The sequence below is a fragment of the Proteus sp. fly-1008 genome, assembly GCF_040140305.1.
Lineage (GTDB): Bacteria > Pseudomonadota > Gammaproteobacteria > Enterobacterales > Enterobacteriaceae > Proteus > Proteus vulgaris_B.
On the sequence record NZ_JBEEWH010000001.1, the window covers coordinates 514,417 to 537,080 of the forward strand.

23 protein-coding genes and 1 pseudogene are annotated in these 22,664 nt (G+C 36.5%); 17 read left to right on the forward strand and 7 right to left on the reverse strand.

Annotation, left to right across the window (positions count from 1 at the left end; genetic code table 11):
• The first annotated feature begins 8 nt into the window (after positions 1 to 8).
• Together ABN256_RS02405 and ABN256_RS02410 are read left to right on the forward strand one after the other, a co-directional pair.
• Positions 9 to 1,198: pseudogene (locus ABN256_RS02405) on the forward strand (tyrosine-type recombinase/integrase).
• A 259-nt stretch (positions 1,199 to 1,457) separates the two neighbouring features.
• Positions 1,458 to 2,075: a Fic/DOC family protein gene (locus ABN256_RS02410; protein WP_197269134.1), complete on the forward strand. Its 618-nt coding sequence runs from the start codon at positions 1,458 to 1,460 to the stop codon at positions 2,073 to 2,075.
• On the opposite strand, the gene ABN256_RS02415 is transcribed toward ABN256_RS02410, so the two are convergent.
• From ABN256_RS02415 to ABN256_RS02425, 3 genes are all read right to left on the reverse strand, one after another.
• Positions 2,072 to 2,236: a hypothetical protein gene (locus ABN256_RS02415; RefSeq protein WP_166185107.1), complete on the reverse strand. Its 165-nt coding sequence runs from the start codon at positions 2,234 to 2,236 to the stop codon at positions 2,072 to 2,074. The two genes, ABN256_RS02410 and ABN256_RS02415, sit on opposite strands and share 4 nt — an antisense overlap.
• A gap of 154 nt (positions 2,237 to 2,390) precedes the next feature.
• Complete coding sequence (locus ABN256_RS02420) at positions 2,391 to 2,717, reverse strand: efflux RND transporter periplasmic adaptor subunit (protein ID WP_349439055.1); 327 nt, start codon at positions 2,715 to 2,717, stop codon at positions 2,391 to 2,393.
• Between the two features lie 99 nt (positions 2,718 to 2,816).
• A complete protein-coding gene (locus ABN256_RS02425) occupies positions 2,817 to 3,176 on the reverse strand; it encodes a hypothetical protein (RefSeq protein ID WP_349439056.1) in 360 nt (119 codons plus the stop codon).
• 571 nt (positions 3,177 to 3,747) lie between these two features.
• Between ABN256_RS02425 and budA the strand changes: the two genes are divergently transcribed.
• From budA to ABN256_RS02490, 13 genes are all read left to right on the forward strand, one after another.
• The gene (gene budA / locus ABN256_RS02430; RefSeq protein WP_349439057.1) at positions 3,748 to 4,575 is read left to right on the forward strand and encodes an acetolactate decarboxylase; all 828 of its coding nucleotides are present in this window, start codon (positions 3,748 to 3,750) and stop codon (positions 4,573 to 4,575) included.
• Positions 4,576 to 4,641: 66 nt separating this feature from the next.
• Positions 4,642 to 6,321 carry an acetolactate synthase AlsS gene (gene alsS, locus ABN256_RS02435; protein WP_340893122.1) on the forward strand — a complete coding sequence of 560 codons (1,680 nt, stop codon included), beginning with the start codon at positions 4,642 to 4,644 and terminating at the stop codon, positions 6,319 to 6,321.
• Between the two features lie 293 nt (positions 6,322 to 6,614).
• A complete protein-coding gene (locus tag ABN256_RS02440; protein ID WP_197270012.1) occupies positions 6,615 to 7,052 on the forward strand; it encodes a PPC domain-containing DNA-binding protein in 438 nt (145 codons plus the stop codon).
• 76 nt (positions 7,053 to 7,128) lie between these two features.
• On the forward strand, positions 7,129 to 7,710 hold the full coding sequence (locus tag ABN256_RS02445; protein WP_072068244.1) for an ECF transporter S component: 582 nt from the start codon (positions 7,129 to 7,131) through the stop codon (positions 7,708 to 7,710).
• Positions 7,711 to 7,712: 2 nt separating this feature from the next.
• Complete coding sequence (locus tag ABN256_RS02450) at positions 7,713 to 8,417, forward strand: energy-coupling factor transporter transmembrane component T (RefSeq protein WP_072068245.1); 705 nt, start codon at positions 7,713 to 7,715, stop codon at positions 8,415 to 8,417.
• A complete protein-coding gene (locus ABN256_RS02455) occupies positions 8,408 to 9,253 on the forward strand; it encodes an energy-coupling factor ABC transporter ATP-binding protein (RefSeq protein ID WP_164526370.1) in 846 nt (281 codons plus the stop codon). The genes ABN256_RS02450 and ABN256_RS02455 overlap by 10 nt, the downstream gene beginning before the upstream one ends.
• Positions 9,237 to 10,058, forward strand: a complete 822-nt coding sequence (locus tag ABN256_RS02460; protein WP_196554151.1) for an energy-coupling factor ABC transporter ATP-binding protein — start codon at positions 9,237 to 9,239, stop codon at positions 10,056 to 10,058. The genes ABN256_RS02455 and ABN256_RS02460 overlap by 17 nt, the downstream gene beginning before the upstream one ends.
• A gap of 58 nt (positions 10,059 to 10,116) precedes the next feature.
• Positions 10,117 to 10,629: a DedA family protein gene (locus tag ABN256_RS02465; RefSeq protein ID WP_340893127.1), complete on the forward strand. Its 513-nt coding sequence runs from the start codon at positions 10,117 to 10,119 to the stop codon at positions 10,627 to 10,629.
• Positions 10,630 to 11,016: 387 nt separating this feature from the next.
• Entirely contained in the window at positions 11,017 to 12,051 is a 1,035-nt protein-coding gene (locus ABN256_RS02470) for a TAXI family TRAP transporter solute-binding subunit (protein ID WP_072068249.1), read from the forward strand.
• Between the two features lie 12 nt (positions 12,052 to 12,063).
• Positions 12,064 to 14,031 carry a TRAP transporter permease gene (locus ABN256_RS02475; RefSeq protein ID WP_349439061.1) on the forward strand — a complete coding sequence of 656 codons (1,968 nt, stop codon included), beginning with the start codon at positions 12,064 to 12,066 and terminating at the stop codon, positions 14,029 to 14,031.
• Complete coding sequence (locus ABN256_RS02480; protein ID WP_072068251.1) at positions 14,032 to 14,745, forward strand: FadR/GntR family transcriptional regulator; 714 nt, start codon at positions 14,032 to 14,034, stop codon at positions 14,743 to 14,745.
• Positions 14,746 to 14,760: 15 nt separating this feature from the next.
• The gene (gene lhgD / locus ABN256_RS02485) at positions 14,761 to 15,963 is read left to right on the forward strand and encodes an L-2-hydroxyglutarate dehydrogenase (RefSeq protein WP_196554149.1); all 1,203 of its coding nucleotides are present in this window, start codon (positions 14,761 to 14,763) and stop codon (positions 15,961 to 15,963) included.
• A 146-nt stretch (positions 15,964 to 16,109) separates the two neighbouring features.
• Positions 16,110 to 16,751: a hypothetical protein gene (locus ABN256_RS02490; RefSeq protein ID WP_196554148.1), complete on the forward strand. Its 642-nt coding sequence runs from the start codon at positions 16,110 to 16,112 to the stop codon at positions 16,749 to 16,751.
• On the opposite strand, the gene ABN256_RS02495 is transcribed toward ABN256_RS02490, so the two are convergent.
• A complete protein-coding gene (locus ABN256_RS02495) occupies positions 16,748 to 17,632 on the reverse strand; it encodes a LysR family transcriptional regulator (RefSeq protein ID WP_349439203.1) in 885 nt (294 codons plus the stop codon). The genes ABN256_RS02490 and ABN256_RS02495 overlap by 4 nt on opposite strands.
• Positions 17,633 to 17,802: 170 nt before the next feature.
• Here ABN256_RS02495 and bla point away from each other — a divergent pair, with 170 nt between their 5' ends.
• Positions 17,803 to 18,699, forward strand: a complete 897-nt coding sequence (bla, locus tag ABN256_RS02500; protein ID WP_340893129.1) for a class A beta-lactamase — start codon at positions 17,803 to 17,805, stop codon at positions 18,697 to 18,699.
• Positions 18,700 to 19,202: 503 nt separating this feature from the next.
• On the opposite strand, the gene ABN256_RS02505 is transcribed toward bla, so the two are convergent.
• Positions 19,203 to 19,667 (reverse strand): Lrp/AsnC family transcriptional regulator, encoded by a 465-nt coding sequence (locus ABN256_RS02505; protein ID WP_036936508.1) that lies wholly within the window; start codon positions 19,665 to 19,667, stop codon positions 19,203 to 19,205.
• 161 nt (positions 19,668 to 19,828) lie between these two features.
• On the opposite strand from ABN256_RS02505, the gene ABN256_RS02510 reads away from it, so the two are divergent.
• Positions 19,829 to 20,440, forward strand: coding sequence for a LysE family translocator (locus ABN256_RS02510; RefSeq protein WP_197269127.1), 612 nt, complete (start codon positions 19,829 to 19,831; stop codon positions 20,438 to 20,440).
• A gap of 56 nt (positions 20,441 to 20,496) precedes the next feature.
• Here ABN256_RS02510 and ABN256_RS02515 read toward each other — a convergent pair whose 3' ends face one another.
• Positions 20,497 to 21,066, reverse strand: coding sequence for a HutD/Ves family protein (locus tag ABN256_RS02515; RefSeq protein WP_349439062.1), 570 nt, complete (start codon positions 21,064 to 21,066; stop codon positions 20,497 to 20,499).
• A gap of 115 nt (positions 21,067 to 21,181) precedes the next feature.
• Positions 21,182 to 22,597 (reverse strand): aminotransferase-like domain-containing protein, encoded by a 1,416-nt coding sequence (locus ABN256_RS02520; protein WP_349439064.1) that lies wholly within the window; start codon positions 22,595 to 22,597, stop codon positions 21,182 to 21,184.
• Between the last annotated feature and the right edge of the window lie 67 nt (positions 22,598 to 22,664).

Here is a 22,664-nt window from a genome sequence, read left to right on the forward strand (position 1 = left end):
AACTTATTATGCTTACTGATACAAAATGCCGAACTGCAAAACCTAAAGAAAAACTTTATCGTATCAATGACTTCAACAGTTTGTACCTTGAAGTGAAACCTAATGGTAAAAAAACATGGCGATTCCGTTTTCAAATAAATGGAAAATCAAGCATGCTTGCATTGGGCAACTACCCATTGGTAACACTAGCTGAAGCCAGATCTAAATGTGATGATGCCAGAAAACTCGTATCAGAAGGAATTAATCCAACACAAGCTAAGCAACTAGACAAGATTAGAAAAGCGAACGAATCTGCAAATACATTTCAAATCATCGCAAAAGAATGGTTGCAAATGAAAGATTGGGCTGATGTGACCAAATACCGTCGCCTTGATATGTTGGAGCGCATTGTATTTCCTTCTATCGGCACATTACCAATAAGAGAAATTACATCTCACCATATTCTCAAAATATTGCAACGTGAGGTTCAAAGAGGTGCTCCAACAGTTGCTGCTGAAGCTAAACGGACTATATCCTCGATTTTTGAATTTGCTGTTGCCACATTAAGAGCTGATAGTGATCCAGTATGGGCAATAAGAAAAGCTCTCCCAGCAAACAAAACACAACATAAAAAGCCCTCACTACGGATCAAATAGGTCAACTACTCAATAACTTTGATAATAGCCGTGACACCTTTCAACTGAACTATTGTATGTGGTTAATGTGGTGGACGCTTTCTCGTCCATCTGAAGTCGCTGAGGCTGAATGGTCTGAATTCGATCTTGATAATGCACTTTGGGCTATCCCAGCTGAGCGTATGAAAGCACGAAGAGAACATATTGTTCCTCTGCCTACACAAGCTATTACGATTCTAAAATCTCTTTATGGTTTTACTGGTAACCGCAAACATTTATTTCCCGGTCGTGATTCTTGCCATAAACCAATGTCTACTAACTCACTAAGGCAATTTCTTAAAACGAGAGGTTGAAGTGGTATATATAGCCCTCATGCGACACGTACAACAGGCAGCTCACGATTAAATGAGTTAGGATATCGACCTGATGCTATCGAAGCACAACTAGCCCATATGGACTCAAATAGCGTTAGACGTTCATATAATCATGCAACTTATCTTGAAGAGCGCAAAATCATGATGCAAGATTGGGCTGATAAACTTGATATTTGGGTAAAACAGGCCAACCTAGAATCAAATTCATGATGCATGAGTGTGTTAGCATTGATATATAACGATATTTATTGATTTTTCAGCAAAACCTATAATTTAACCTACATTTAATTAATCCGTTGATTTATAAGTGGTTATTATTTTATTGAGCCTAGCTACCGCTTATACTCTAAATAATTCGAGATGCAGCTAGGCGACAAGTAAATGAGTCTCTAGGAGCATAAATAAGTATGTGACTAGTGCGAATGAACGTAGTCAACAACGCTGCAACTTGAAGTATGACGAGTATAAAATGAATAGATATGATGTATCTAATAGCGAAGGAAAATTTGCTGATGGTTCTGATGAAGAAGTGCTAGCTAATAAGCTAGGGCTTTCAAACGTTGATGATATCAATGATGCTGAGCTTGTCCTGTTAGAAAAACTGTATCAAGTCATTTTTGAAGAACAATTTTCCACTGAGCAAATTACCGTATCACTTATTCAGCGTTGGCACCGCCAATGGTTAGGGAATGTTTACGAGTGGGCTGGTCAGTTACGTACGGTGAATATTAGCAAGGGTGGCTTTATGTTTGCCCCTACGGATCGAGTTGCAAAGTTACTTGCTCAATTTGAAAAAGAGTTTCTAGCGAAGTACACACCCTGCACCAATATGAGCCGAGAACAAGTCATAGAAGCTATAGCAACAGTACATGTGGAATTAATTCTGATACATCCATTTAGGGAAGGAAATGGGCGCTTATCGCGTTTACTCGCAGATGTGATGGCAGTACAAGCTGGTTTCCAGCCACTAGACTATGAAAGTTGGACTCAGCACCCTGAGCAGTACATCGCAGCAATCCACGCAGGGTTAAACCTTAACTATGAACCCATGAAATATTGGGTTAACGAAGCCTTGAAAGCGAACTAAATCGCAAGTTTCAAATGCCCAAACTTCTCACGCTTTGCTTTCATTTCTTCTTCAAGGCGACGGGACTCCTGCCCTGTTTCAATCGCCGTAGAGGTTGCGACCGAACGAATAAGTTGAGTACGAGTTGGTTTTGTTGCTTGAATTAATTCATTCTTTTTCATAGTAGTCTCATTTCAAATAAGCAATAGTACATTTTATCATCGTTGTTTTATATGGCTACACAGATTACTGAATACTTTCGCATTGAACCAATTCATAACTCGTTTTACAACCATAACAGAAATAAAAAAATACCACAATGAGTTTAACAAATAATCACAGTAAGGGTTGCCCTTTTTGTACCCAATCGCCCTCTTGTACTAAGCGTTCTTCCACTCGTAATCCATTAATTTCTGGGCCTATAATTGCTTCTTGCCATGCACCAACGTTCCCATTTGCTGTCACAGTACCAGAGATTAATTGTGTCGTGGGTGAAGTAACCTCTACCGTCAGCGCGGGTTTATTTGTCTCAGAAGGAAGTTCCAGTGTTTGTTCATCACATGCAGACAAAGATGAAATCATCATCATCGCAGACGCGAGAGTATAGAGTGGTTTTAAATTCATTCTGTAATAAATGCCATTGTTTAATGTTGATTGTGTCATATTCGCGTTCTGTTATTTTTATGAAAAATACCGCCATATAATGAATGAGTGCTCACTCATTATATAATTAAAAAATGTCATGCTAAATATTTTTTAATCTCATGATTGCTCCATTACCCTCAACATTGCATGATAACCAGTTTGTTTATATTTATCAGTCAAATGAGGATAACGAGCAGCCATATCAATAACCGCATTCGCCATCACAGTATAAAATGCCCCAAACAGTTCATGTGTTTGTGCCATATCAAGTCCATTAAACAAGGGAAGATCGAGCGTAAACATATTGCCAAGTTGAGTACTTTTTTCTATTTGCTTGTCGGATAGCTTTCTCGATGCCATCAGGATATTTCCCGTTAAATAGGCGGAGGGATTCGCAATAGAAAATAGAAAATAGAAAATAGAAAATAGAAAATAGAAAATAGAAAATAGAAAATAGAAAATAGAAAATAAAACCATTATAATTCATATAGATAAATAAAATATTACGATTTAATGTTTAATTAAATAAAAATATTAACCGTTCTCTAAAAGCCTTATGTTTTCATAAGGCTTTTTTTCCTAATTAACTTAAAATTATTCTATATGCATTTATGAAAACTCATATTATAAAAAAACTAAAAGATTTAAAAATAAAAAGTATAGTTAGTCGATTCTATAATAGACAAATAAGATAAACAAATATTTTTTATATTTAGACTCTTTCTCACAATCAGAATGTGGTAATCCATCCCCAAATATATCTTATATCAATAAAAACGATTATGAGTGTATAAAAATCACCTTTAATAATATTGAAGAAATGGATATAGACTTAATTACAAAATAAAAAACACATCCATATAATAAACATAGTCAAGTTAATTAATTCTAATCATAAAAGATAACATCTAGTTAATTTATAAATATAAAACCATCACCCTCTATTTAATTACAACAAAAACATTTGAAATACTTATGAATTAGGACAATACTTAATTTGACAATCGATTAATGATTGTTACTTATTAAATAAAGGAATAGCTTTACCATGAATAATAATTTTCAATCTAATGTGCGAGATAATAGCGATATAACACACAATAAAAATCATCATTGCCAATGTGGACAAGAAATAATAACCAACTTAAATAATTATATTAGTAAACACCCCGAATGTACTATTTATCAAAATTCATTAATGAGCAGTTTAATTGCAGGTGTATATGACAGCGATATCACTATTGCTGATTTATTAAAGCATGGTGATTTTGGTTTAGGAACTTTTGAACAACTTGATGGCGAGCTAGTTGCATTCGACAATAATGTTTTTCAATTACGCTCTGATGGTAGCGCACGTCAGGCATTAAACTCTCAAAAATCCCCTTTTGCTGTAATGACATTTTTTAATTGTGATATTGAACATCACTTTTCTTATGGTGCATCGCAAAAAGAAATACACAATGTAATTAATCAGTATGTTCCTTCCGACAATCTATTTTGTGCAATCAGAATTGAAGGCAAATTTGAATTAGTTAAAACACGCACAGTTCCTCGCCAAACTCCTCCCTACCTTCCAATGTTAGAGGCTATCGAGGATCAGCCTATTTTCACATTTCATAATGAAACAGGAACTATTGCGGGTTTTCGCTCCCCACAATTTACGCAAGGAATAAATGTTGCGGGGTTTCATGAACATTACATTAATCAACAACGCCAAGGCGGTGGTCATGTCCTTGATTATTATTTAAAACAAGGCACCTTACAGATCGGTGTTATTTCCCGTCTTACCATTGATTTACCCAGCCATTCCACCTTTCTACAAGCAAATTTAATGCCGGACAATCTTCATCAAGCAATAGAACAAGCCGAAAATTAATTTAAATAGCGCTTAACTTTATTCTTAATCTTATTTTTATTCACTTGCAAAATTAAAGAAGGTTATATGAACACTCCTCATTGGAAATGTGGTGCAGATTTAGTTGTCAAACAATTAGAACAACATGGCATTAAACAAGTGTTTGGTATTCCGGGCGCAAAAATAGATCGTGTATTTGATTCTCTTATCGATTCAACTATTGAAACCGTGGTGGTTCGTCATGAAGCTAACGCCGCCTTTATGGCCGCAGCGGTTGGTCGTTTAACGGGTAAAGCGGGTGTGGCTATCGCAACATCGGGGCCAGGTTGCTCTAATCTTGCAACAGGTATTGCAACAGCAACATCTGAAGGCGATCCGTTAGTTGCATTGGGAGGATCAGTAAAATCCGCAGATAGATTAAAATTGGTTCATCAAAGCATGGATACCGTTACCATGTTTAATCCTATTACTAAATTTTGCGCAGAAATTGATTCATCAAAATCAATTTCTGAAACCATGGCTAATGCTTTTCGCCATGCGGAATCAGGAAGACCTGGTTCGGCTTTTTTAACTTTTCCAATGGATATTTTAAATAATGAAGTTAATAGTCCAATATTAGTACCTAAATCAAAATCCAATATTGGGAGTGCAAATAATGATGCCATTCAAGAAGCCGTTAAATTATTGCAGCGTGCTAAAAGTCCAGTTATTTTATTAGGGTTGCAAGCTAGTTATCCTGAAAATGCATCAGCATTACAAAATCTACTTGATATTTGTCCTCTCCCAATTGTAGGTACTTATCAATCAGCAGGTGCGATTGCTCAACGCCATTTTCCTTTATTTGCTGGTCGTATTGGCTTATTTAATAATCAACCGGGGGATGAGTTATTATCTCATGCCGATTTAGTGATTACTTTAGGTTATAGCCCTATAGAATATGAACCATCATTATGGAATTACAATAATGCCAATATTATTCATATAGATGAGATCCCTGCTGAAATTGATTTAGCTTACTGCCCTGACTTAGAATTAATCGGTAATATCAAATTAACAATTGATAATTTAACTCAGTATTTTGCTAAACAATCTACATCCCAAATTACACTCTCAAATAATACTCATCACATCCTTGAGAAAATTCGTCACCAAAGAGAAATTCTGCAACAAAATAGTTATTTTCGGCATGGTTCTCCTATTCACCCTTTAACCATCATCCATGAAATGCAAAACATTATTGATAACAATGTAACACTCTGTATTGATATGGGGAGTTTTCATATATGGCTTGCACGTTATCTTTATAGTTTTAGAGCAAGACAAATGTTGATTTCTAATGGACAACAAACCATGGGTGTTGCACTACCTTGGGGAATTGGTGCTTCTTTTGTCCGGCCTTCTGATAAAATTATTTCTGTTTCTGGTGATGGTGGCTTTATGCAATCTTCCATGGAGCTAGAAACTGCGGTTCGTTTAAATACTAATATCTTGCATATTATCTGGGTGGATAACGCTTATAATATGGTAGAAATGCAAGAGCAGAAAAAATATGGCCGTTATTCTGGTGTAAAATTTGGAGCAATTGATTTTAAACATTACGCTAGATCCTTCGGTGCTAAAGGGTTCTCTGTTGAATGTGCTTCTCAATTACGTACCGTCTTACATGAAGCGATGGCTGTTGATGGCCCCGCTGTTCTCGCTATTCCTGTCGATTATCGTGATAATGCTAAATTGATGGAACATATTGATTATAATTTGATTATTTAGTTATTTTACTTAAATGTCGTGTTATTAAAAATAGGGGTGAGCATTTTCCACTCACCCTTATTCCTCTCTTTGTTTTTCTTCCTATCTTATTCTTTTGATACAAAACAACTTCATTGTTAATAAAAGGTTATTATCTATTTCTTCTTTCGTTTTTTTTATTAATAATACGTTATGCGATTTTTGTGCATAAAAATGAAAATAGATAATATAAAGTAAGCTAGGTCTTATCTGACACAGTCATTTTAGTGCTTACAATAACCATATAAATTAAATATAGACTTTCAGTTATTAGGATAATCACGATGTCTCACACCTCATTACTTTCTTCTCATGCTCGATTTATTCCACTTCGCCTTCTTCCTAATGAAGATGTGATTATGGTATTACGACAGATGATGAAGGAACAAAACCTAAAATCAGCATTTATTGCAGGTTGTGTGGGAAGTTTAACCGATGTGGTATTACGCTTTGCAGGACGCGAAGAAAATCGCTATCTTACAGGTAAATTTGAGATTATTTCACTAATTGGAACATTAGATGACCAAGGTGAACATTTGCATTTAGCAATCTCAGATGAAAATGGATTAATGTGTGGTGGACATATGATGCCAGGTTGTACAGTGCGCACGACGCTAGAGCTCGTTATTGGTGAGTTAGAGCAAGTGACTTTTAGCCGTCAGCCTTGTGAACACTCTGGTTATGAGGAGTTGGTCATCACACCGCGTAAATAGCTTTTTTATAAAAAATCGCTATATATGCAAAACAATAAAACCAATAGTCACTATCCTTTGTAAAGGTTTTTAAACTATGTCTACAACTCCTCAAATTTCGAGTCGTACACTCGTGCTCATTGTTGTATCTATTGCAATAAATATGATCGGCGGCCAAATTACCTCAATGGTAAAACTCCCTATCTTTTTAGATTCTATCGGTACACTAATTTGTGCCTTATTAGGTGGCCCATGGGTCGCATTATTCACTGGATTATTAACCAATCTATTATGGGGATTAATCAGTGGTCCAATGGCGGCCGCATTTGCTCCGGTTGCCATGATGATAGGATTAAGTGCGGGTTTATTGGCTCGTGCTGGTGGTTTTCGTTCTTTAATTCGCGTTATTGGTTCAGGTATTGTCATTACTTTAGCGTTAATGATTGTCGCCGTTCCAATTCGTACTTATCTATTTGGTGGCGCAACTGGTAGCGGTGCTGATTTCTTTGTTGCTTATTTTCATGCCGTAGGTGAAGGGCTTATTGAGTCTGTTGCCATTACTGTATTAGGTGCAAATCTTGCAGATAAAATCTTATCTGCAATTATCGCTTGGTTATTAGTGCGTCAATTACCACAACGAACACAACGTAATTTCCCTGCGATTGCCAAGGTTCGCTAATAATGCATCCATTTACCTCATTGGCATTATGGCTTTGGCTAAGTGCTAGTGTGCTTTTTTTATCATTAGGCTTACCACTGCTGATAATCAGCAGTGGTATTTTTATTAGCTTATTAATTTGGAAAGCATCTCGCTGGCGTTGGCGTTTTATTGCTTGGTTAATGATCCCTATGGCAATCGGATTATGGTTAGTCCATAGTGGCTGGCTAGCTTATTGGTTAACAGGAGGATCTTTAGATACCAGTAAACAAACTATGGCAATAACGTTATGGTTAAGATTATTAGCAATAATAAGTGGCGCTCAACTGTGGTTACAATACACATCAACAGAACAATTTATTAGAGCGTTATTTGCTAGCCGTTTACCTATGAGCCTTTCCTATTTATTAGCAGGACCTTTGTTGCTTGTAGAGCAATTACGCCAACAATTACACAATATAAGAGAGGCGCAATTAGCGCGAGGTGTTCCTCTTGATGGAACATTTTGGCAACGTCTCATCACATTACCCGCTATTATTCTGCCTCTTATTAGTCATGTATTAAGTGATTTAACGATTAGAAGTGCAGCATTAGATATGCGAGGATTTCGTATTATTAAAAAACGGACAACTTTATATCCTCCAGCAGATACGCCACTTCAAATGATGCTTCGCTACTTGATTTTATTGCTTATTTTGTTTGAAGGAGGTATTTGGCTATGGTACTAAATCTTCAGCAATTGAGTTTTATCCCCACTGGCGACGAACAGCCTATTCTTGGCCCTATCGATTTGCAGTTAAAACAAGGGGAATGGCTTGTGATTTTAGGGGGTAATGGCAGCGGAAAAAGCCTTCTTGCACAATTACTAGCAGGTTGGTATCCCGATTTATTAACAGGTTCAGTACAAGGCATGGGAATTGTACAAAACATTGCTCTCGATAAAAGCCGATTAGTGTCGCTAGCGCCCGGACGACAGCTCGTTCAACAATCACCACAATTACAGCTTTCAGGATGTGCATTCACTGTAGAGCAAGAAATTGCCTTTGGCCCTGAAAATTTGGGATTGAGCGATAATGAAATTCGATTTCGAGTAAAAGAAGCTATGGCATTAACACAATGTGAATGCTTGCGTTTTCGCCACCCTTCAACCCTTTCTGGCGGTGAAGCTCAACGTGTTGTCATAGCAAGTGCGCTTGCTATGCACCCAAAATTATTATTACTTGATGAAGCTTTTAGTCGCTTAACACCCAATGCAACCCAACAATTACAGCAACGCATAAAACACTATGCAAAAGAGCATAAATGCAGTGTCGTTATTTTTGAACGCAATTTATTACCTGCAATAAGTCTGAGTGAACAATTTTTATTATTGGAGGCGGGAAAAGTGAAGGCAAAAGGTACTTTAGACTCTATTTTTCCATTCTTGTTTTCAACGATTAATGCTCCAGACGCATGGCAAGCTTTACATTGGTTAATTGAAAACCATCATTGGAATAAGAATATTGTAAATAATGACAAAGCCTTGCTTAATGCTTTTAAGGAATTTTATGTTACAGCTCAATAATGTAACTTATCGCTGGAGCGATGATGTTCCGCCTTGTATCTCTCAATTATCCTTAACCTTAAATCAAGGCGAATGGATAACCTTAGTCGGTGATAATGGAGCGGGTAAATCTACCTTATTACGATTAATTGCAGGACTATTAACGCCCAACGAAGGTGATATAACACTCAATAATCAGTCACTATTTCAACTAAAAGCACAACAGCGCGCTCATTATATTGGAGTGTTATTTCAAGAGCCTGAACGACAAATTTTTCATAATACGGTTGAGAAAGAGATCACTTTTGGTTTAAAACTACGTAAATTTCCGAAAAAAGAAATTAAAAAATGTTTAGATGAAACACTGTCGCTTTGTGGTTTAAGTGATGTTGCAGATGTTCATCCTTTAGATTTACATGCAGGCCAGCGCAGAATGGTTGCTGTTGCAAGTTTAAGTATTTTATCACCTAAAATATTATTACTTGATGAACCCACTCGTGATTTTGATGCACATTGGTTAAGCTGTTTTGAAAATTGGCTTCAGATACAAAAAACATTAGGTACAACGGTATTGGCTATTAGTCATGATCTTGATTTTACTGCTCGCCATTTTCAGAGAGTTATCCATTTATCTTCAGGTAAATTAATTGCCGATGGCTCCCCTGATAAAGTGCTAATGAATTCAACACTGCAATCCCTTACTGATATTCCTGCGCCTACGCTATACTCATTAAGTCAAAAACTGAAATTACCAATTAAAAATACGCCTATTGAATGGGCGATAATGTTAACTGAAATGAATAAGAATTCTAAAATAAGCTCATAATAATCTTAATATTTATTACTATTATTGTATTTATTTGTAAGTAGTTGGAGATAATTAAATGGAAATTATTCACACTTTACTTGACACCTTAAGTCACTTGTCTCCTATTACTCTATTCTTATCTATTATTTTAATCACAGCTGGAAAATCGACCATCGGTATTTCTTCATTTTTGCCCCCCGCATCTTTAATGTTGCTCTTTATTTTTGGTGCTTGTTTACCGCTTTATTCTCCTATATTTCTTTGGTTAGCCACCAGTTGTGGTGCTCTATTAGGTTCAATTTTAAGCTATGAGTTGGGGCGTTCTATCTATCGTTTTCCTCGCCTTAAAATATGGGTTAATCGTTATCAGTCAAAAATTAATCGCATTCAACAATTATTAAAAAATAAAACTCACTATATTTTGTTTATCTCTCGATTCTTAGCTGTTTTTCGCTATTTAACCCCCTTTAGTGCTGGCTTATTAAAATTATCTGCATATGGTATTTATATCACCAGCACCATTTCTGCCTTGGTCTGGTCTGCAATGTTTGTTTTAATCGCAACAGGTGTACTTACTTTTGCTTTATAAGTGGCAAATTAGCACTTAATTTTAATCTTTCTATTAATACTAAAAGTGGTCTATTTTCTTTTTACATAATCCTATTGTTTAAATATCTTCTGACCTCTCTTTTTTTCATTTTATTTTTAATTATCGATAAATAGGCTATTTTTTAGCTTCTTTTATCTTTTCTTCCATGCTTTATTGATATTTTCTTTCGCATTTTGTGCCTATCACCATAATTATGATTAAAATTTGCATAATTACTATGGTGATCACAATTTGTTACCTTCTTGTTTTAATTTCATTACGTCACGTCACAATTTCTTAACACTCCTTATTTCTATAAAAGTTGTCATGTTGTATACAAGTTGGTGTGAAACATTCACCTGCGTTTTTATGTACAGGAACAACATCATGAGAATAAGAAAAACAAAGCTTGCCATCGGTATTGTTGCTGTTATTGCGGTTGTCTCATTAGCAATAGCTGGCAAAAAAGAAAATGCGAATAAACAATTTCTCTCTGTAGCAACCGCTTCAACAGGAGGAACGTATTATCCGATGGGAGTGGGATTAGCAAACGTATGGAGCACACACCTTAAGGATAGAGGCGTTCAAGTAACAGGGCAATCTTCGGCAGGATCGATAGAAAACATCTATTTAATGCAAAAAAATGAAGCTCAGCTTTCTATTTTACAAAGTCTTTTAGCTGTGGAAGCTTATGAAGGTGTGCGTAATTTTGAAGGTAAACCAGAAAGAAATTTGCGCTCAATTTCTATGTTGTGGCCTAATGTCGAACACTTTGTTTTAATGAATGACAAAGTAAAAACTGGCACATTAGATGATATTCGTGCAACAAGTTTTTCTGTTGGCCCTCAAGCGAGTGGGACAGAGCAATCAACGATTATCATTCTTAAAGGTGTTAATTTAACCAAGAAAGATATTACCCCTGAATATCTTGGGTATGGAGACACTGTTTCTGCCATGCGAGATGGCCGTCTTGACGGTGGTGCATTACCTGCTGGTGTCCCAGCTTCAGCCGTCACCGATATGTATGCCAGTGGTGTCAGCGCAAAACTACTCGAAGTCACAGATAAACAACTTGATGATATCAATCATGTGGCAAATTCATGGTTTCGTTTTGAAATACCCGCGGATACCTACCCTCGCCAAACTGAAATGGTCAATACGATAGCCCAACCTAATATCTTAATGGCCACAACCAGCATTGATAATGACTTAGTTTATGAGCTAACAAAAACTATGTTTGAGAACCTTCCTGAAGTTCATCAAGTTCATAGCGCAGCTAAGTACATCACCACAGAAAATGCATTAAAAGGTGTTTCTGTGCCATTACATTTAGGGGCTTACCGCTATTACAAAGAAATCGGTTTAGAGATCCCTGATTATCTTATTCCACCAGAAGCTCAAACGCAGACTAATAATAAATAACAGGAGTGAGTTATGACTAATAATGACCACCTAACTCCGGTAGAGCCACCTGCATTAGATAAAGAAGCAAGCTCTGGCAATCGCCAGCTTGCAGGCATTTACCTGAAAATCACCACGACTCTTGCAATATTAATTTCACTTTATGCGATTTATTCCAACGCATTATCAAATACTCAAGAGTTTTACCGTAATACTATTTTTCTTAGTGGTATTTTAATTTTAGGCTTTATTTTATTTCCATTCTCTAAGCGTTTTTCCACACCTAAATTTAATGGATGGGATTATCTTTTTATTGCTTTAACATTAATCAGTTATGGCTATTTTTTCTTTAATTACGTTGATCTTCATGTAGTAAGAAAAAGTATTCCAAATACTACTGATTATGCCATGGCTATATTAGGTATTATCGTACTGTTTGAAGCTGCAAGAAGAACTACTGGTTATTTCATTCCAGGACTTGCAACTTTTGCCATTATCTATGCTTTATTTGGCCAGTATTTTATGGGTATTTTCGGTCATGCCGGATTTTCTGTAGAAAGATTGTTATACCGTTTATTTATGACCAGTGAAGGGATTTTTGGTATTACCCTTTCAACAGCCTCCACCGCGATTGTGGTCTTTATTCTCTTTGGTTCATTCTTAAGTGTCAGTGGTGCTACTGCTTTATTTAATGATTTAGCGCTGGCTATCGCAGGTCGTCGTCGTGGTGGGCCAGCCCAAGTTGCGGTTATTTCATCTGCATTAACAGGCTCTTTAAGCGGAAGTGCTGTTGCTAACGTAGCAACAACGGGGACTTTCACCATTCCTTTAATGAAAAGTATTGGATTAACACCGCGTTTTGCTGGAGCTGTAGAAGCAACTGCATCAACGGGTGGCATGATCATGCCTCCGATTATGGGTGCAGCTGCATTTATTATGGCTGGCTTTTTAGGAATTTCATATACCACCATTGTCATTGCCGCCATTATTCCAGCACTGTTGTATTACGCCGCATTAATTATGGCCATTGACATCGAAGCCAAGAAACAAGGGTTAAAGGGGTTAAGCAAAGAAAATATTCCACAAGTTAAAGCCGTATTAAAAGCTCGAGGCTTACTGTTATTACCATTGATTATTGTCATTGGAACCTTATTAGTAGGTAAAACACCTATTTATGCTGGCTTCTTAGGTATTCTAACCATTATTGTTGCAAGTTGGATAACGCCCGACAAAACTGTTCGTATGACTTTAACTAAAGTGGCTGACGCCTTAGCCGAAGCGGCTCGTGGGTCGGTTCAAGTAACGGTCGCTTGCGCAGCTATTGGCGTGATTATCTGTGTAGTTACAATGACGGGTATCGGAGCAACATTGGCCTTTAATATCGTCTCAATGACGGATAATACACTATGGATGATATTATTAGTTGTCATGCTGGTGTGTATTGTATTAAGTATGGGGTTACCTTCAACCGCTTTATATATCGTTGTCGCCGTTACAGTGTCACCTATATTAATTAAAGCTGGCGTTATGCCTTTAGCTGCTCATTTCTTTGTATTCTGGTTTGGTGCACTATCCAATATTACGCCTCCTGTTGCCTTAGCCAGTTATACTGCTGCAAGTATTGCAAGAGCAGACCCTATGCAAACATCATGGGATGCGGTTCGTTTAGCACTTCCCGGTTTTATTATTCCGTTTATTTTAGTCTATAACCCTGCTTTATTGATGCAAGGTGATAATTTAGGTGTACTTTCTATTGGATTAATGATTATTACTGCATTAGTCGGAATTTATGCACTAAGTATCGCAACAGCAAACTTCTGGATGATTAAAACAACGTGGTTTGAGCGTATTGCATTTGCAGCTGCGGCAATTTTAATGATTAAACCGGGCTTATATACCGACCTTTTAGGTGTTGCCTTGATCCTATTAACTGGTGCATTCCATCTATTACGGTCTAAAAAACAGTTAGCTAATATGGGGCATGCATCTGGAGAAAACTAGATGATACAAAAGATCTCACGCCAAAAAGCGTCGCATCAAATTCTTGAGCAAATAAAGCAAAATATTAGTAACGGGACATACCCTATTGGTGAAAAGTTACCTTCTGAAAATGTACTCGCTGATGCCTTTGGCGTCAGTCGAGTCCCGATCAGAGAAGCATTAGGTGTCTTAGAAGCCAGTGGCATTGTGACTTCACGCCAAGGAGGTGGTCGCCGTGTAATTGACCATTCTATACTCAGTAAATATGAGCCATTAGTCATGGAAATTGCTTGCCCTGAAGAGATAGATTCACTACTTGAGATGCGTGAGGTCATTGAACATGAAGCGGCAGCTATTGCCGCTTTACGTCGAACACCAGAAGAATTACGCGCTATCGAAAATGCTCACGATGCCTTTGTTTTAGCAACAAGACAAAACAAAAGTATTGGCCATGAAGAAGACTATCAATTTCATCGTTCTATTATGGTTGCCGCACACAATCCTTTTTTTGTCAGGATCTTAGATAATATGCATGAGCTTTATCTTGGTGTCTTAATGTATTCATTAAGCCAAAATAAAGGGCGAGAGACAGAAACAGAGCGTGTTATTGCAGAGCATGAAGCGATTGTTGAAGCAATACGCCAACAAGATCACGATGAAACAAGCTATAAGATGCGCCTTCATTTAACGAATGTACGTGGCAAATTAAAGCGCTTACAACAAGAACCCTGTTAATTTAAAATTTATAAAATGGATAAGATTATGACGTATGACGTGATTATTATTGGTGCGGGATTAGTCGGATTAGGGGTTGCAAGTGCGCTACAAGAAAGTCAACCTGAACTAAAACTACTGGTGATTGATAAAGAATCCGGCCCTGCCGCTCATCAAAGTGGACATAACAGTAATGTTGTTCATTCTGGTATTTATTATACACCAGGGAGCCTTAAAGCAAGGCTGGCTAAACAAGGCAATATCACCACTTATGCGTTTTGCCAACAACATAATCTTTATTACGATCGTTGTGGCAAAGTGATTGTCGCTACCAATGAAAAAGAGCTAAATGCGTTAGAAAACATTTATCAACGTGGCATTGATAATGGGCTTGAAGTTATCAAAATGACTGAAAGTGAACTGAAAGCTAGAGAGCCTTATGTTAATGGTATTGCTGCATTATTAGTTCCTGATGCAGGGATCGTTAATTATCCTGAAATAGCAGCAAAACATGTTGAAATTATTAAATCTCGTGGTGGTAAATTTACGTTTGGCCAAGCTGTAACCTCGATCAATGAAACGGATGATAATGTCATAGTAACGACATCCAATGAGCAATTTACAGGCAAATGGTTAATTAATTGTGCAGGATTATTTAGTGATCGGATTGCTAAAATGGCAGGTTATGACACAGGTATGAAGATAGTCCCATTTCGTGGTGAATACTTTATGCTTAATGCCAATAAAAACTACTTAGTCAACCATCTAATTTATCCCGTTCCTAACCCTGATTTTCCATTCTTAGGCGTACACTTCACACGCATGTATAACGGACATCGTGATGTTGGGCCTAATGCGGTATTAGCATTTAAGCGCGAAGGCTATAAAAAAAGCGATATTAATTTAAAAGATCTCGCCGAAGTGCTCACTTATAAGGGCTTTTGGAAAATTGCAGGTAATTATTTAGGTGAAGGAATGGCCGAACTTCGTCGTTCATATTCTCGCAAATTATTTACTGCGAATGCGCAAAAATTAATTCCTGATTTACATGAAGCAGATATTCATCCTGGTCCTGCGGGAGTTCGTGCTCAAGCATTAACTCGTGAAGGAAAATTAGTAGATGATTTCCATTTTGTGAAAGGTAAACGTTCATTGCATGTGTGTAATGCCCCATCACCTGCTGCAACTGCATCTATTGAAATAGGTAGAGAAATTGTTAGAGAACATTTTTCTTTGTAAAACAAAATTACAACACTATTCAAAATCATTTATATAATTATCATTATGAGCGCTTGATCATTTTATCAAGCACTCATATATTGTATAAATACTTAAATTTATTTAACGATTAAATAATAGATAATATTTTATATTAGGAGGTTTAATTGTCATTTTGCAAAAATTGCGGAAATAAAACATCAGAACTTGATAAGTTTTGCTCTTCCTGTGGTTATGCTAAAGATGTTAACTCCATCACCTCTAGAGATAACAACATTAATGCTATTAACTCTGAAATAAAAAATAATAATATTCATATTGGTGACACGTATACGTATTCTGATAAAGTTGATCCCTCAACCCTTAATTTAACACGTTCTTTCATTAAGCCATTCTGGTCAAAAAATAAGATTTTAGCCAAACGAACTACTTTTGTTAGCCTAGGATCGATAGGTAGCATTGCTAGTATACTTAGTCTTTATTTATCATTTCCTTCAAACAACGCTATAACACAAATTACCACAACAATTTTTACTGTTTTTTTTATAATGATGCTTTCTATTGGATTATATATTAAACGTTCAAGATTTCAGCATCTTATTGGTTTAGTTAACTTAGAAACTAACGAGAGAGATGATATATATCTAACAAGAATAACTTGTGATTGCCCATGGTGTAATTCCAAAATGAAATTAAGAATGATAGGCCCTAAAGAAAATAAAAGACACCAATTATTATGTCAACGAAACCCATCACAACATCGGATCCTTTTTGATCCAACAGCCTTATCTGATATTGACGATAATTAAGATATTTTATTGTTTTCTTTTAATGCTTCATTCATTAACCACTGCTGAAATATTTCCATTGATGCGGTCATTGGTTTTGATTTTAAATACGTTAACCAATACTGCCCCATTTCAACTTCTATTTTAAAAGGTTGTATTAGCTGACCGCTTTCTATTTCTCTTGAAAACATATTTGCGGGTGCTAATGCAACTCCACCTTCATAAATCGCGCTTTCTACCATTAAACGTGAAGAATCAAAAATAGAACCTGTTATTTTTATCGGCGATATATCTGCTTTTTCAAACCATTGTGACCATTCATCTTCTCGATAAGAACGATATAAGTTTTCATTTATTAAGTCAGTTGGATAATGTAACCGTTCTGCTGTTTTTGGTGAGCACAAAACCGTTAATGGTGCAGAAAATAAGGCTTTATTATGGGTTAGAGGCCATAGTCCTTCACCAAATCGAATAGCAAAATCAAGTCCTTCGGTTGCCAAATTAACCACATTGTTATTTGTTCTTAAATTCACTTCTATTCTTGGATATTGTTGCTTAAATTCAGCCAATCGAGGTAATAACCAGCCAATAGCAAATGTTCCCACAGTGGCAATCGAAACAACATCACGATATTCACCTCGTTCGAACTGTTTAAACACCCGTTCGATATCACTAAATGCGGTTGTTAATACCGAAAATAAGATCTGTGCATCATCTGTCATCTCCAAACCACGGGGTAAACGCTTAAAAAGCATCACGCCCAAACGTTCTTCTAGCATTCTCACCTGTTGACTCACTGCGCCTTGGGTGACATAGAGTTCTAATGCAGCTTTGGTAAAATTAAGGTGTCTTGCGGATGCTTCAAAAGCGCGTAGTGCGTTGAGGGGAAGATGTGTTCGCATAATATTCTTAGCCATTAGATTTTCTATAGGCTAAGGTGATTTATTATCGATTGTCAATAAATCAATTAAATAGGATATTGCACCTGATAAATAAACAGCGTCACATACTGTCGATAACCGTCTATTTATATTTAACTTTTTTTATTAAATTAATATGAGCATCCATTTCTATGTTTAAAACAACATGCCGTCAAACCGCAGTGATCGCAGTTTCATTAATATCTCTACTTGCTTCACCAATGCTATGGGCTAAAACAAATAGCACTATTGAAGAACAATTAACGACACTTGAAAAAAATAGCCAAGGCCGTTTAGGCGTTGCGTTAATTAATACTAAAGATAACTCACAAGTAACTTATCGTGGTGATGAGCGCTTTGCAATGGCAAGTACCAGCAAAGTTATGGCTGTAGCCGCCGTTTTAAAAGAAAGTGAAAAACAATCAGGATTGCTTGATAACCCTATAACCATCAAAAAAACTGATTTGGTCCCTTATAGCCCGATTACAGAAAAACATTTAGCAACAGGAATGACACTGGCTCAATTAAGTGCGGCTACCTTGCAATATAGCGATAATACAGCAATGAATAAAATCCTAGATTATTTAGGTGGACCTTCCAGCGTTACTCAATTTGCACGTTCAATTAATGATGTAACTTATCGACTAGATCGCAAAGAGCCTGAATTAAATACAGCTATACATGGTGATCCTCGTGATACCACCTCTCCAATTGCTATGGCCAAAAGCCTTCAAGCATTAACACTAGGTGACGCATTAGGCCAATCTCAACGCCAACAACTTGTTACTTGGTTAAAAGGTAATACAACAGGCGATCACAGTATTAAAGCAGGTTTACCAAAACATTGGATTGTTGGAGATAAAACCGGTAGTGGTGATTATGGCACAACTAATGATATAGCCGTTATTTGGCCTGAAAACCATGCACCATTAATTTTAGTCGTCTATTTCACACAACAAGAACAGAATGCGAAATACCGTAAAGATATTATTGCTAAAGCAGCTGAAATTGTAACAAAAGAATTTTCCAATTTATCTCAAACAAAATAAATTTCTTTATTGATAATATAAATAATAGATCAAATGTAGTAATAGAGTTATTTATTGACTCTATTACTAAAAGTATACAAAAAATAATACAAATAACTCAAAAATAAACAATTAGATTGTAATAAACAAGAATAATATATTGACTTTGATTAAATGGATTTATGTTGAGGAAAAAGATATCAGAACTTTTTGAATTAATTAGTGAATTATTATCGTGCGCGGGTCAAATCACTCTCACCCAGATCAGACTTTGTATCGTTATTCTTATCATATTAATGCTAATTATTGTCTCTTTATGTACTTGGTCGATTTATCTCTATTTTATTGGTGCTTCATTATTTTTCTGTATGCTACTTTATACACCAGAGATATATCAGTTTATTAAAAGCTGGATAGTTTAACTTATGCAAATAAAAAGCCTCTGTTAAGATTTAACTTGAGGCTTTCTCTATTAAATATATCTGTGATAATTAAAAATCAAATAACTCTAAATATTTAAAAAATTAAAGTGGTAAAGCAAAACTCACTTTTACCGTTTCCATTGGTACTTCTGTTTTTATACTTTGGATGCTTGGAATTTGTGTTAAATAATCGGCATGAAAACGGCGATATGTTGCTAAATCTTTAGTCACTATCCGAATTAACGCATCACACTCGCCGGCCATTAAATGGCATTCTACCACTTCAGGTAACACCTTAATGGCCTTTACAAATTCTTCTATCGTTTCTGCATCCTGTGCTCTAAACCAGATCCTTGCGAATAAAGATAAACCTGCATCGACCATACTACCATCTAATACAGCAACGTAGCGCGTGATCACTCCCGACTCTTCAAGTAAACGCACTCGGCGAAGACAAGGTGACGGTGAAAGTCCAACTTCTTTTGCTAGCTCAATATTTTGGATTTTGCCATCACGTTGAAGCACCTGCAAAATATGTTTGTCTATCTTATCTAATTTTATTGACATCAAAGATTAACCTTAATTCTATTTGTGGAATTTTATTGCCAATTAATTCTTTTTGTTAGCAACAAAGCAACCCGATTTTTTCGAAAACATCATATAATCTTTCCGCTAAATTTCACAGCAAAAACGATGTTTCTCTTAATCTATCTCTATCAGGTGAAAAGATGGAATTTAACACTTTATTATTATTCGCATTGACGGTTCTACCGCTTATCTGTACACCTGGGCCTGATATTCTTTTTATCTCATCCCAAGGGTTATCAGGAGGAATGAAATCAGCATGGATTGCAAATTCAGGCGTGATATCCGGTTATTTAACCCATGCGTTACTGAGTGCTTTAGGGCTTGCAGCCTTAGTATCTACATCTCCCACTTTATTTCACTTACTCAAATGGGTCGGTGTTGTCTATATCAGTTATCTTGCCCTTAAAATGTTGATATCAGCTTGCAAAAAAGGAAAGTTAGTCCTTAATGCCACTAAAACTTCATCTCTATTTCGTAAAGGTTTTTTAACCAGTTTCCTTAATCCTAAAGGTTTATTAGTTTATCTCGCTATTTTACCAAACTTTATTGATAATCATAATGATGTCGCAACACAATCATTACTGTTATCTGGGATATTTATCACGACTTGCTTAATTATTTATGGCCTTATTGGTAGCTTCTTTGCTTATGTCGGCTTAAAAGGCGGTTTAAGTGATAAACGTCGTCGTTATAACGATGGTATTGCTGGTGGATTACTCACTCTTGCCGCCGTTAATCTGGCTTTAAATTAGCCATAATCCTAAGCATCATTTATTATTTCAATCAATATTTGACCACAAAAATACCTTTATTTTAGTGGTCGAATATCTGCCCATAATAATTGGCAATTTGCGGTTAACGGTCTTATTTCACCTTCTCGAATATCGGGCAACCACCATGCACCTTGCCCTTTTGATAAACGCTGACAAGTAGCGCCAGTTAAAGTCCATTCACCTTGCGTTATATAAATAAGTCCCGCGTGAGAGCTTGGTAATATAAGGGGTTGTGTTACTAATGTGGTTTCTGCTTTCCAGCATGTCCTGCGTACCATAATATTTAAACATTTTACGCCCCCTTTAATCAGCTCTGACTTAACATGAATATCACCTGAAAAATCAAAAGGCTGATAAGGATCAGTGACAGAGTGACTCAGAAATCCAGAGCTATTTAAATTAAGTCCATTACCTTCTAATAGCACCATTTGCCGTTCAATATCAGGAAACTGTCCTAATGAGCCATTATCTTCGATAGATGTTAAACACGCTCGCCATGAAAAATCATTATTCACTGGCCAACACACAATTTCTTGGGTTGTGCCTTTTTGATTACGCCATGGAATAAACGGTAACTCTTGTTGATCAAAACAACGTAGCTTCATTGTGTCCTCCTGCAATATCTGGCTAGTCAGTCTGATAATGAGGTTAAGAATTAATCATTGGAGATTACCGTTCATAAATCAATATCTAACTTTAAAAAATGTGCGCTAACGTCTGCTATTTACGTCGTAATTTTCTACATCCTTCACCGATAATTTCCATTCCTTTCTCTGTCCTGCTATTCCATTGAAAAGAAGAATTTAAACGAAAGGCATGGTTAAATTGAGAACTGGTGGAAAACATGGAGCCAGGTGCAATACTGACCCCTCTTTCCAATGCAAAGTGATAAAGTTTATTTGCATCAAATGATGATTCAAATTCTAGCCAGAGAAAATATCCTCCTGTTGGAATATTCACTTTTACATCTTCAGGTAAATGTGCCTGTATGGCTTGCAACATGCGATAACGCCTTTGTTCTAATAATAATCTTAATCGACGAAGATGCGTATCATAGCCTCCTTGTGATAGGTAATCCGCAATAGCTTGCTGTGTCGGCATACTCGCAGAAACTGTACTCATCATTTGTAACTGTTGTATTTTTGTTGCGTGTTTTCCTGCGGCAACCCAGCCTACGCGAAAGCCCGGCGCTAAACATTTAGAAAAAGAAGCGCAATGTAATACGCTATTCGTTTTATCAAAGCCTTTTACTGGCATTGGCGCCTTTTGGCTGTTATAGAGTTCTCCATAGACATCATCTTCAATTAACGTTATCTGTTTTTTCGCTAATATTTCCACCAACCTTATTTTGTTTTCATCAGGCATTGTTCCACCTAATGGATTTTGACAATGACTCATCAACCAACACGCTTTTATATCGTATTGATCCACTACTTTTTCGAGTTCTTCTAAACAAATTCCTGTTATAGGATCTGTTCTAATCGCAATGGCTTTTAAACGTAAACGTTCAATAGCTTGTAATGCACCATAAAATGCAGGTGATTCAATCACCACCCAATCACCTGGTTCGGTTACTGCCTGTAAACTAAAGCTCAATGATTCCATTGCACCCGCAGTGATCACTATTTCATCTGGAGAGACATGAATACCTTGCAATGCATAGCGTTGCGCAATGTTACGGCGTAACTTTTCATTTCCTGGTGGTAAATTAATTACTGAACTTTGAGGTGCTAAATGTCTTGCTGCTGATGCTAATGCACTACTGAGTTTAGGTTGGATAAATAAACTAGGATCGGGAAATGCTGAACCAAAAGGAATAATCTCAGGATCTTTACATGCTTGGAGCACATTAAAAATGGAGGTGCTAATCTCAACATTTTCACTCATGTGTAACCCTTTACTGGCTGTTACTTGGCCAAAGCGTGTATTACGATGTGCAACGTAATAGCCTGATTGTGGTCGCGCGGTTATCCATCCTTGGCTTTCTAATAATTGATACGATTGTAAAACAGTCATTAAACTTAAACCTGATTGTTTTACCGTATCCCGCAATGAAGGTAAACGGTCGCCAGATTGCCAGATATTATCTTCAATCTGTTGGCGTATTTGCGCTGCAAGCTGTTCATATCGAGTCATATAAAACTGTTCACCTCAAAAACTGTTATAGTCATTTTTAAACTTATTGTCACTATTATAGCTTACT

What these genes read in the sequence shown, in the direction of transcription:
- ABN256_RS02475 (WP_349439061.1), top strand. Translation starts at nt 12,064, where the DNA reads ATGACTAATAATGACCACCTAACTCCGGTAGAGCCACCTGCATTAGAT.
- ABN256_RS02450 (WP_072068245.1), top strand. Translation starts at nt 7,713, where the DNA reads ATGCATCCATTTACCTCATTGGCATTATGGCTTTGGCTAAGTGCTAGT.
- bla (WP_340893129.1), top strand. Translation starts at nt 17,803, where the DNA reads ATGTTTAAAACAACATGCCGTCAAACCGCAGTGATCGCAGTTTCATTA.
- ABN256_RS02465 (WP_340893127.1), top strand. Translation starts at nt 10,117, where the DNA reads ATGGAAATTATTCACACTTTACTTGACACCTTAAGTCACTTGTCTCCT.
- ABN256_RS02510 (WP_197269127.1), top strand. Translation starts at nt 19,829, where the DNA reads ATGGAATTTAACACTTTATTATTATTCGCATTGACGGTTCTACCGCTT.
- ABN256_RS02425 (WP_349439056.1), bottom strand. Translation starts at nt 3,176, where the DNA reads ATGGTTTTATTTTCTATTTTCTATTTTCTATTTTCTATTTTCTATTTT.
- ABN256_RS02495 (WP_349439203.1), bottom strand. Translation starts at nt 17,632, where the DNA reads ATGCGAACACATCTTCCCCTCAACGCACTACGCGCTTTTGAAGCATCC.
- ABN256_RS02415 (WP_166185107.1), bottom strand. Translation starts at nt 2,236, where the DNA reads ATGAAAAAGAATGAATTAATTCAAGCAACAAAACCAACTCGTACTCAA.
- ABN256_RS02455 (WP_164526370.1), top strand. Translation starts at nt 8,408, where the DNA reads ATGGTACTAAATCTTCAGCAATTGAGTTTTATCCCCACTGGCGACGAA.
- ABN256_RS02520 (WP_349439064.1), bottom strand. Translation starts at nt 22,597, where the DNA reads ATGACTCGATATGAACAGCTTGCAGCGCAAATACGCCAACAGATTGAA.
- ABN256_RS02515 (WP_349439062.1), bottom strand. Translation starts at nt 21,066, where the DNA reads ATGAAGCTACGTTGTTTTGATCAACAAGAGTTACCGTTTATTCCATGG.
- alsS (WP_340893122.1), top strand. Translation starts at nt 4,642, where the DNA reads ATGAACACTCCTCATTGGAAATGTGGTGCAGATTTAGTTGTCAAACAA.
- ABN256_RS02410 (WP_197269134.1), top strand. Translation starts at nt 1,458, where the DNA reads ATGAATAGATATGATGTATCTAATAGCGAAGGAAAATTTGCTGATGGT.
- ABN256_RS02480 (WP_072068251.1), top strand. Translation starts at nt 14,032, where the DNA reads ATGATACAAAAGATCTCACGCCAAAAAGCGTCGCATCAAATTCTTGAG.
- lhgD (WP_196554149.1), top strand. Translation starts at nt 14,761, where the DNA reads ATGGATAAGATTATGACGTATGACGTGATTATTATTGGTGCGGGATTA.
- ABN256_RS02445 (WP_072068244.1), top strand. Translation starts at nt 7,129, where the DNA reads ATGTCTACAACTCCTCAAATTTCGAGTCGTACACTCGTGCTCATTGTT.
- ABN256_RS02460 (WP_196554151.1), top strand. Translation starts at nt 9,237, where the DNA reads ATGTTACAGCTCAATAATGTAACTTATCGCTGGAGCGATGATGTTCCG.
- ABN256_RS02420 (WP_349439055.1), bottom strand. Translation starts at nt 2,717, where the DNA reads ATGACACAATCAACATTAAACAATGGCATTTATTACAGAATGAATTTA.
- ABN256_RS02470 (WP_072068249.1), top strand. Translation starts at nt 11,017, where the DNA reads ATGAGAATAAGAAAAACAAAGCTTGCCATCGGTATTGTTGCTGTTATT.
- budA (WP_349439057.1), top strand. Translation starts at nt 3,748, where the DNA reads ATGAATAATAATTTTCAATCTAATGTGCGAGATAATAGCGATATAACA.
- ABN256_RS02505 (WP_036936508.1), bottom strand. Translation starts at nt 19,667, where the DNA reads ATGTCAATAAAATTAGATAAGATAGACAAACATATTTTGCAGGTGCTT.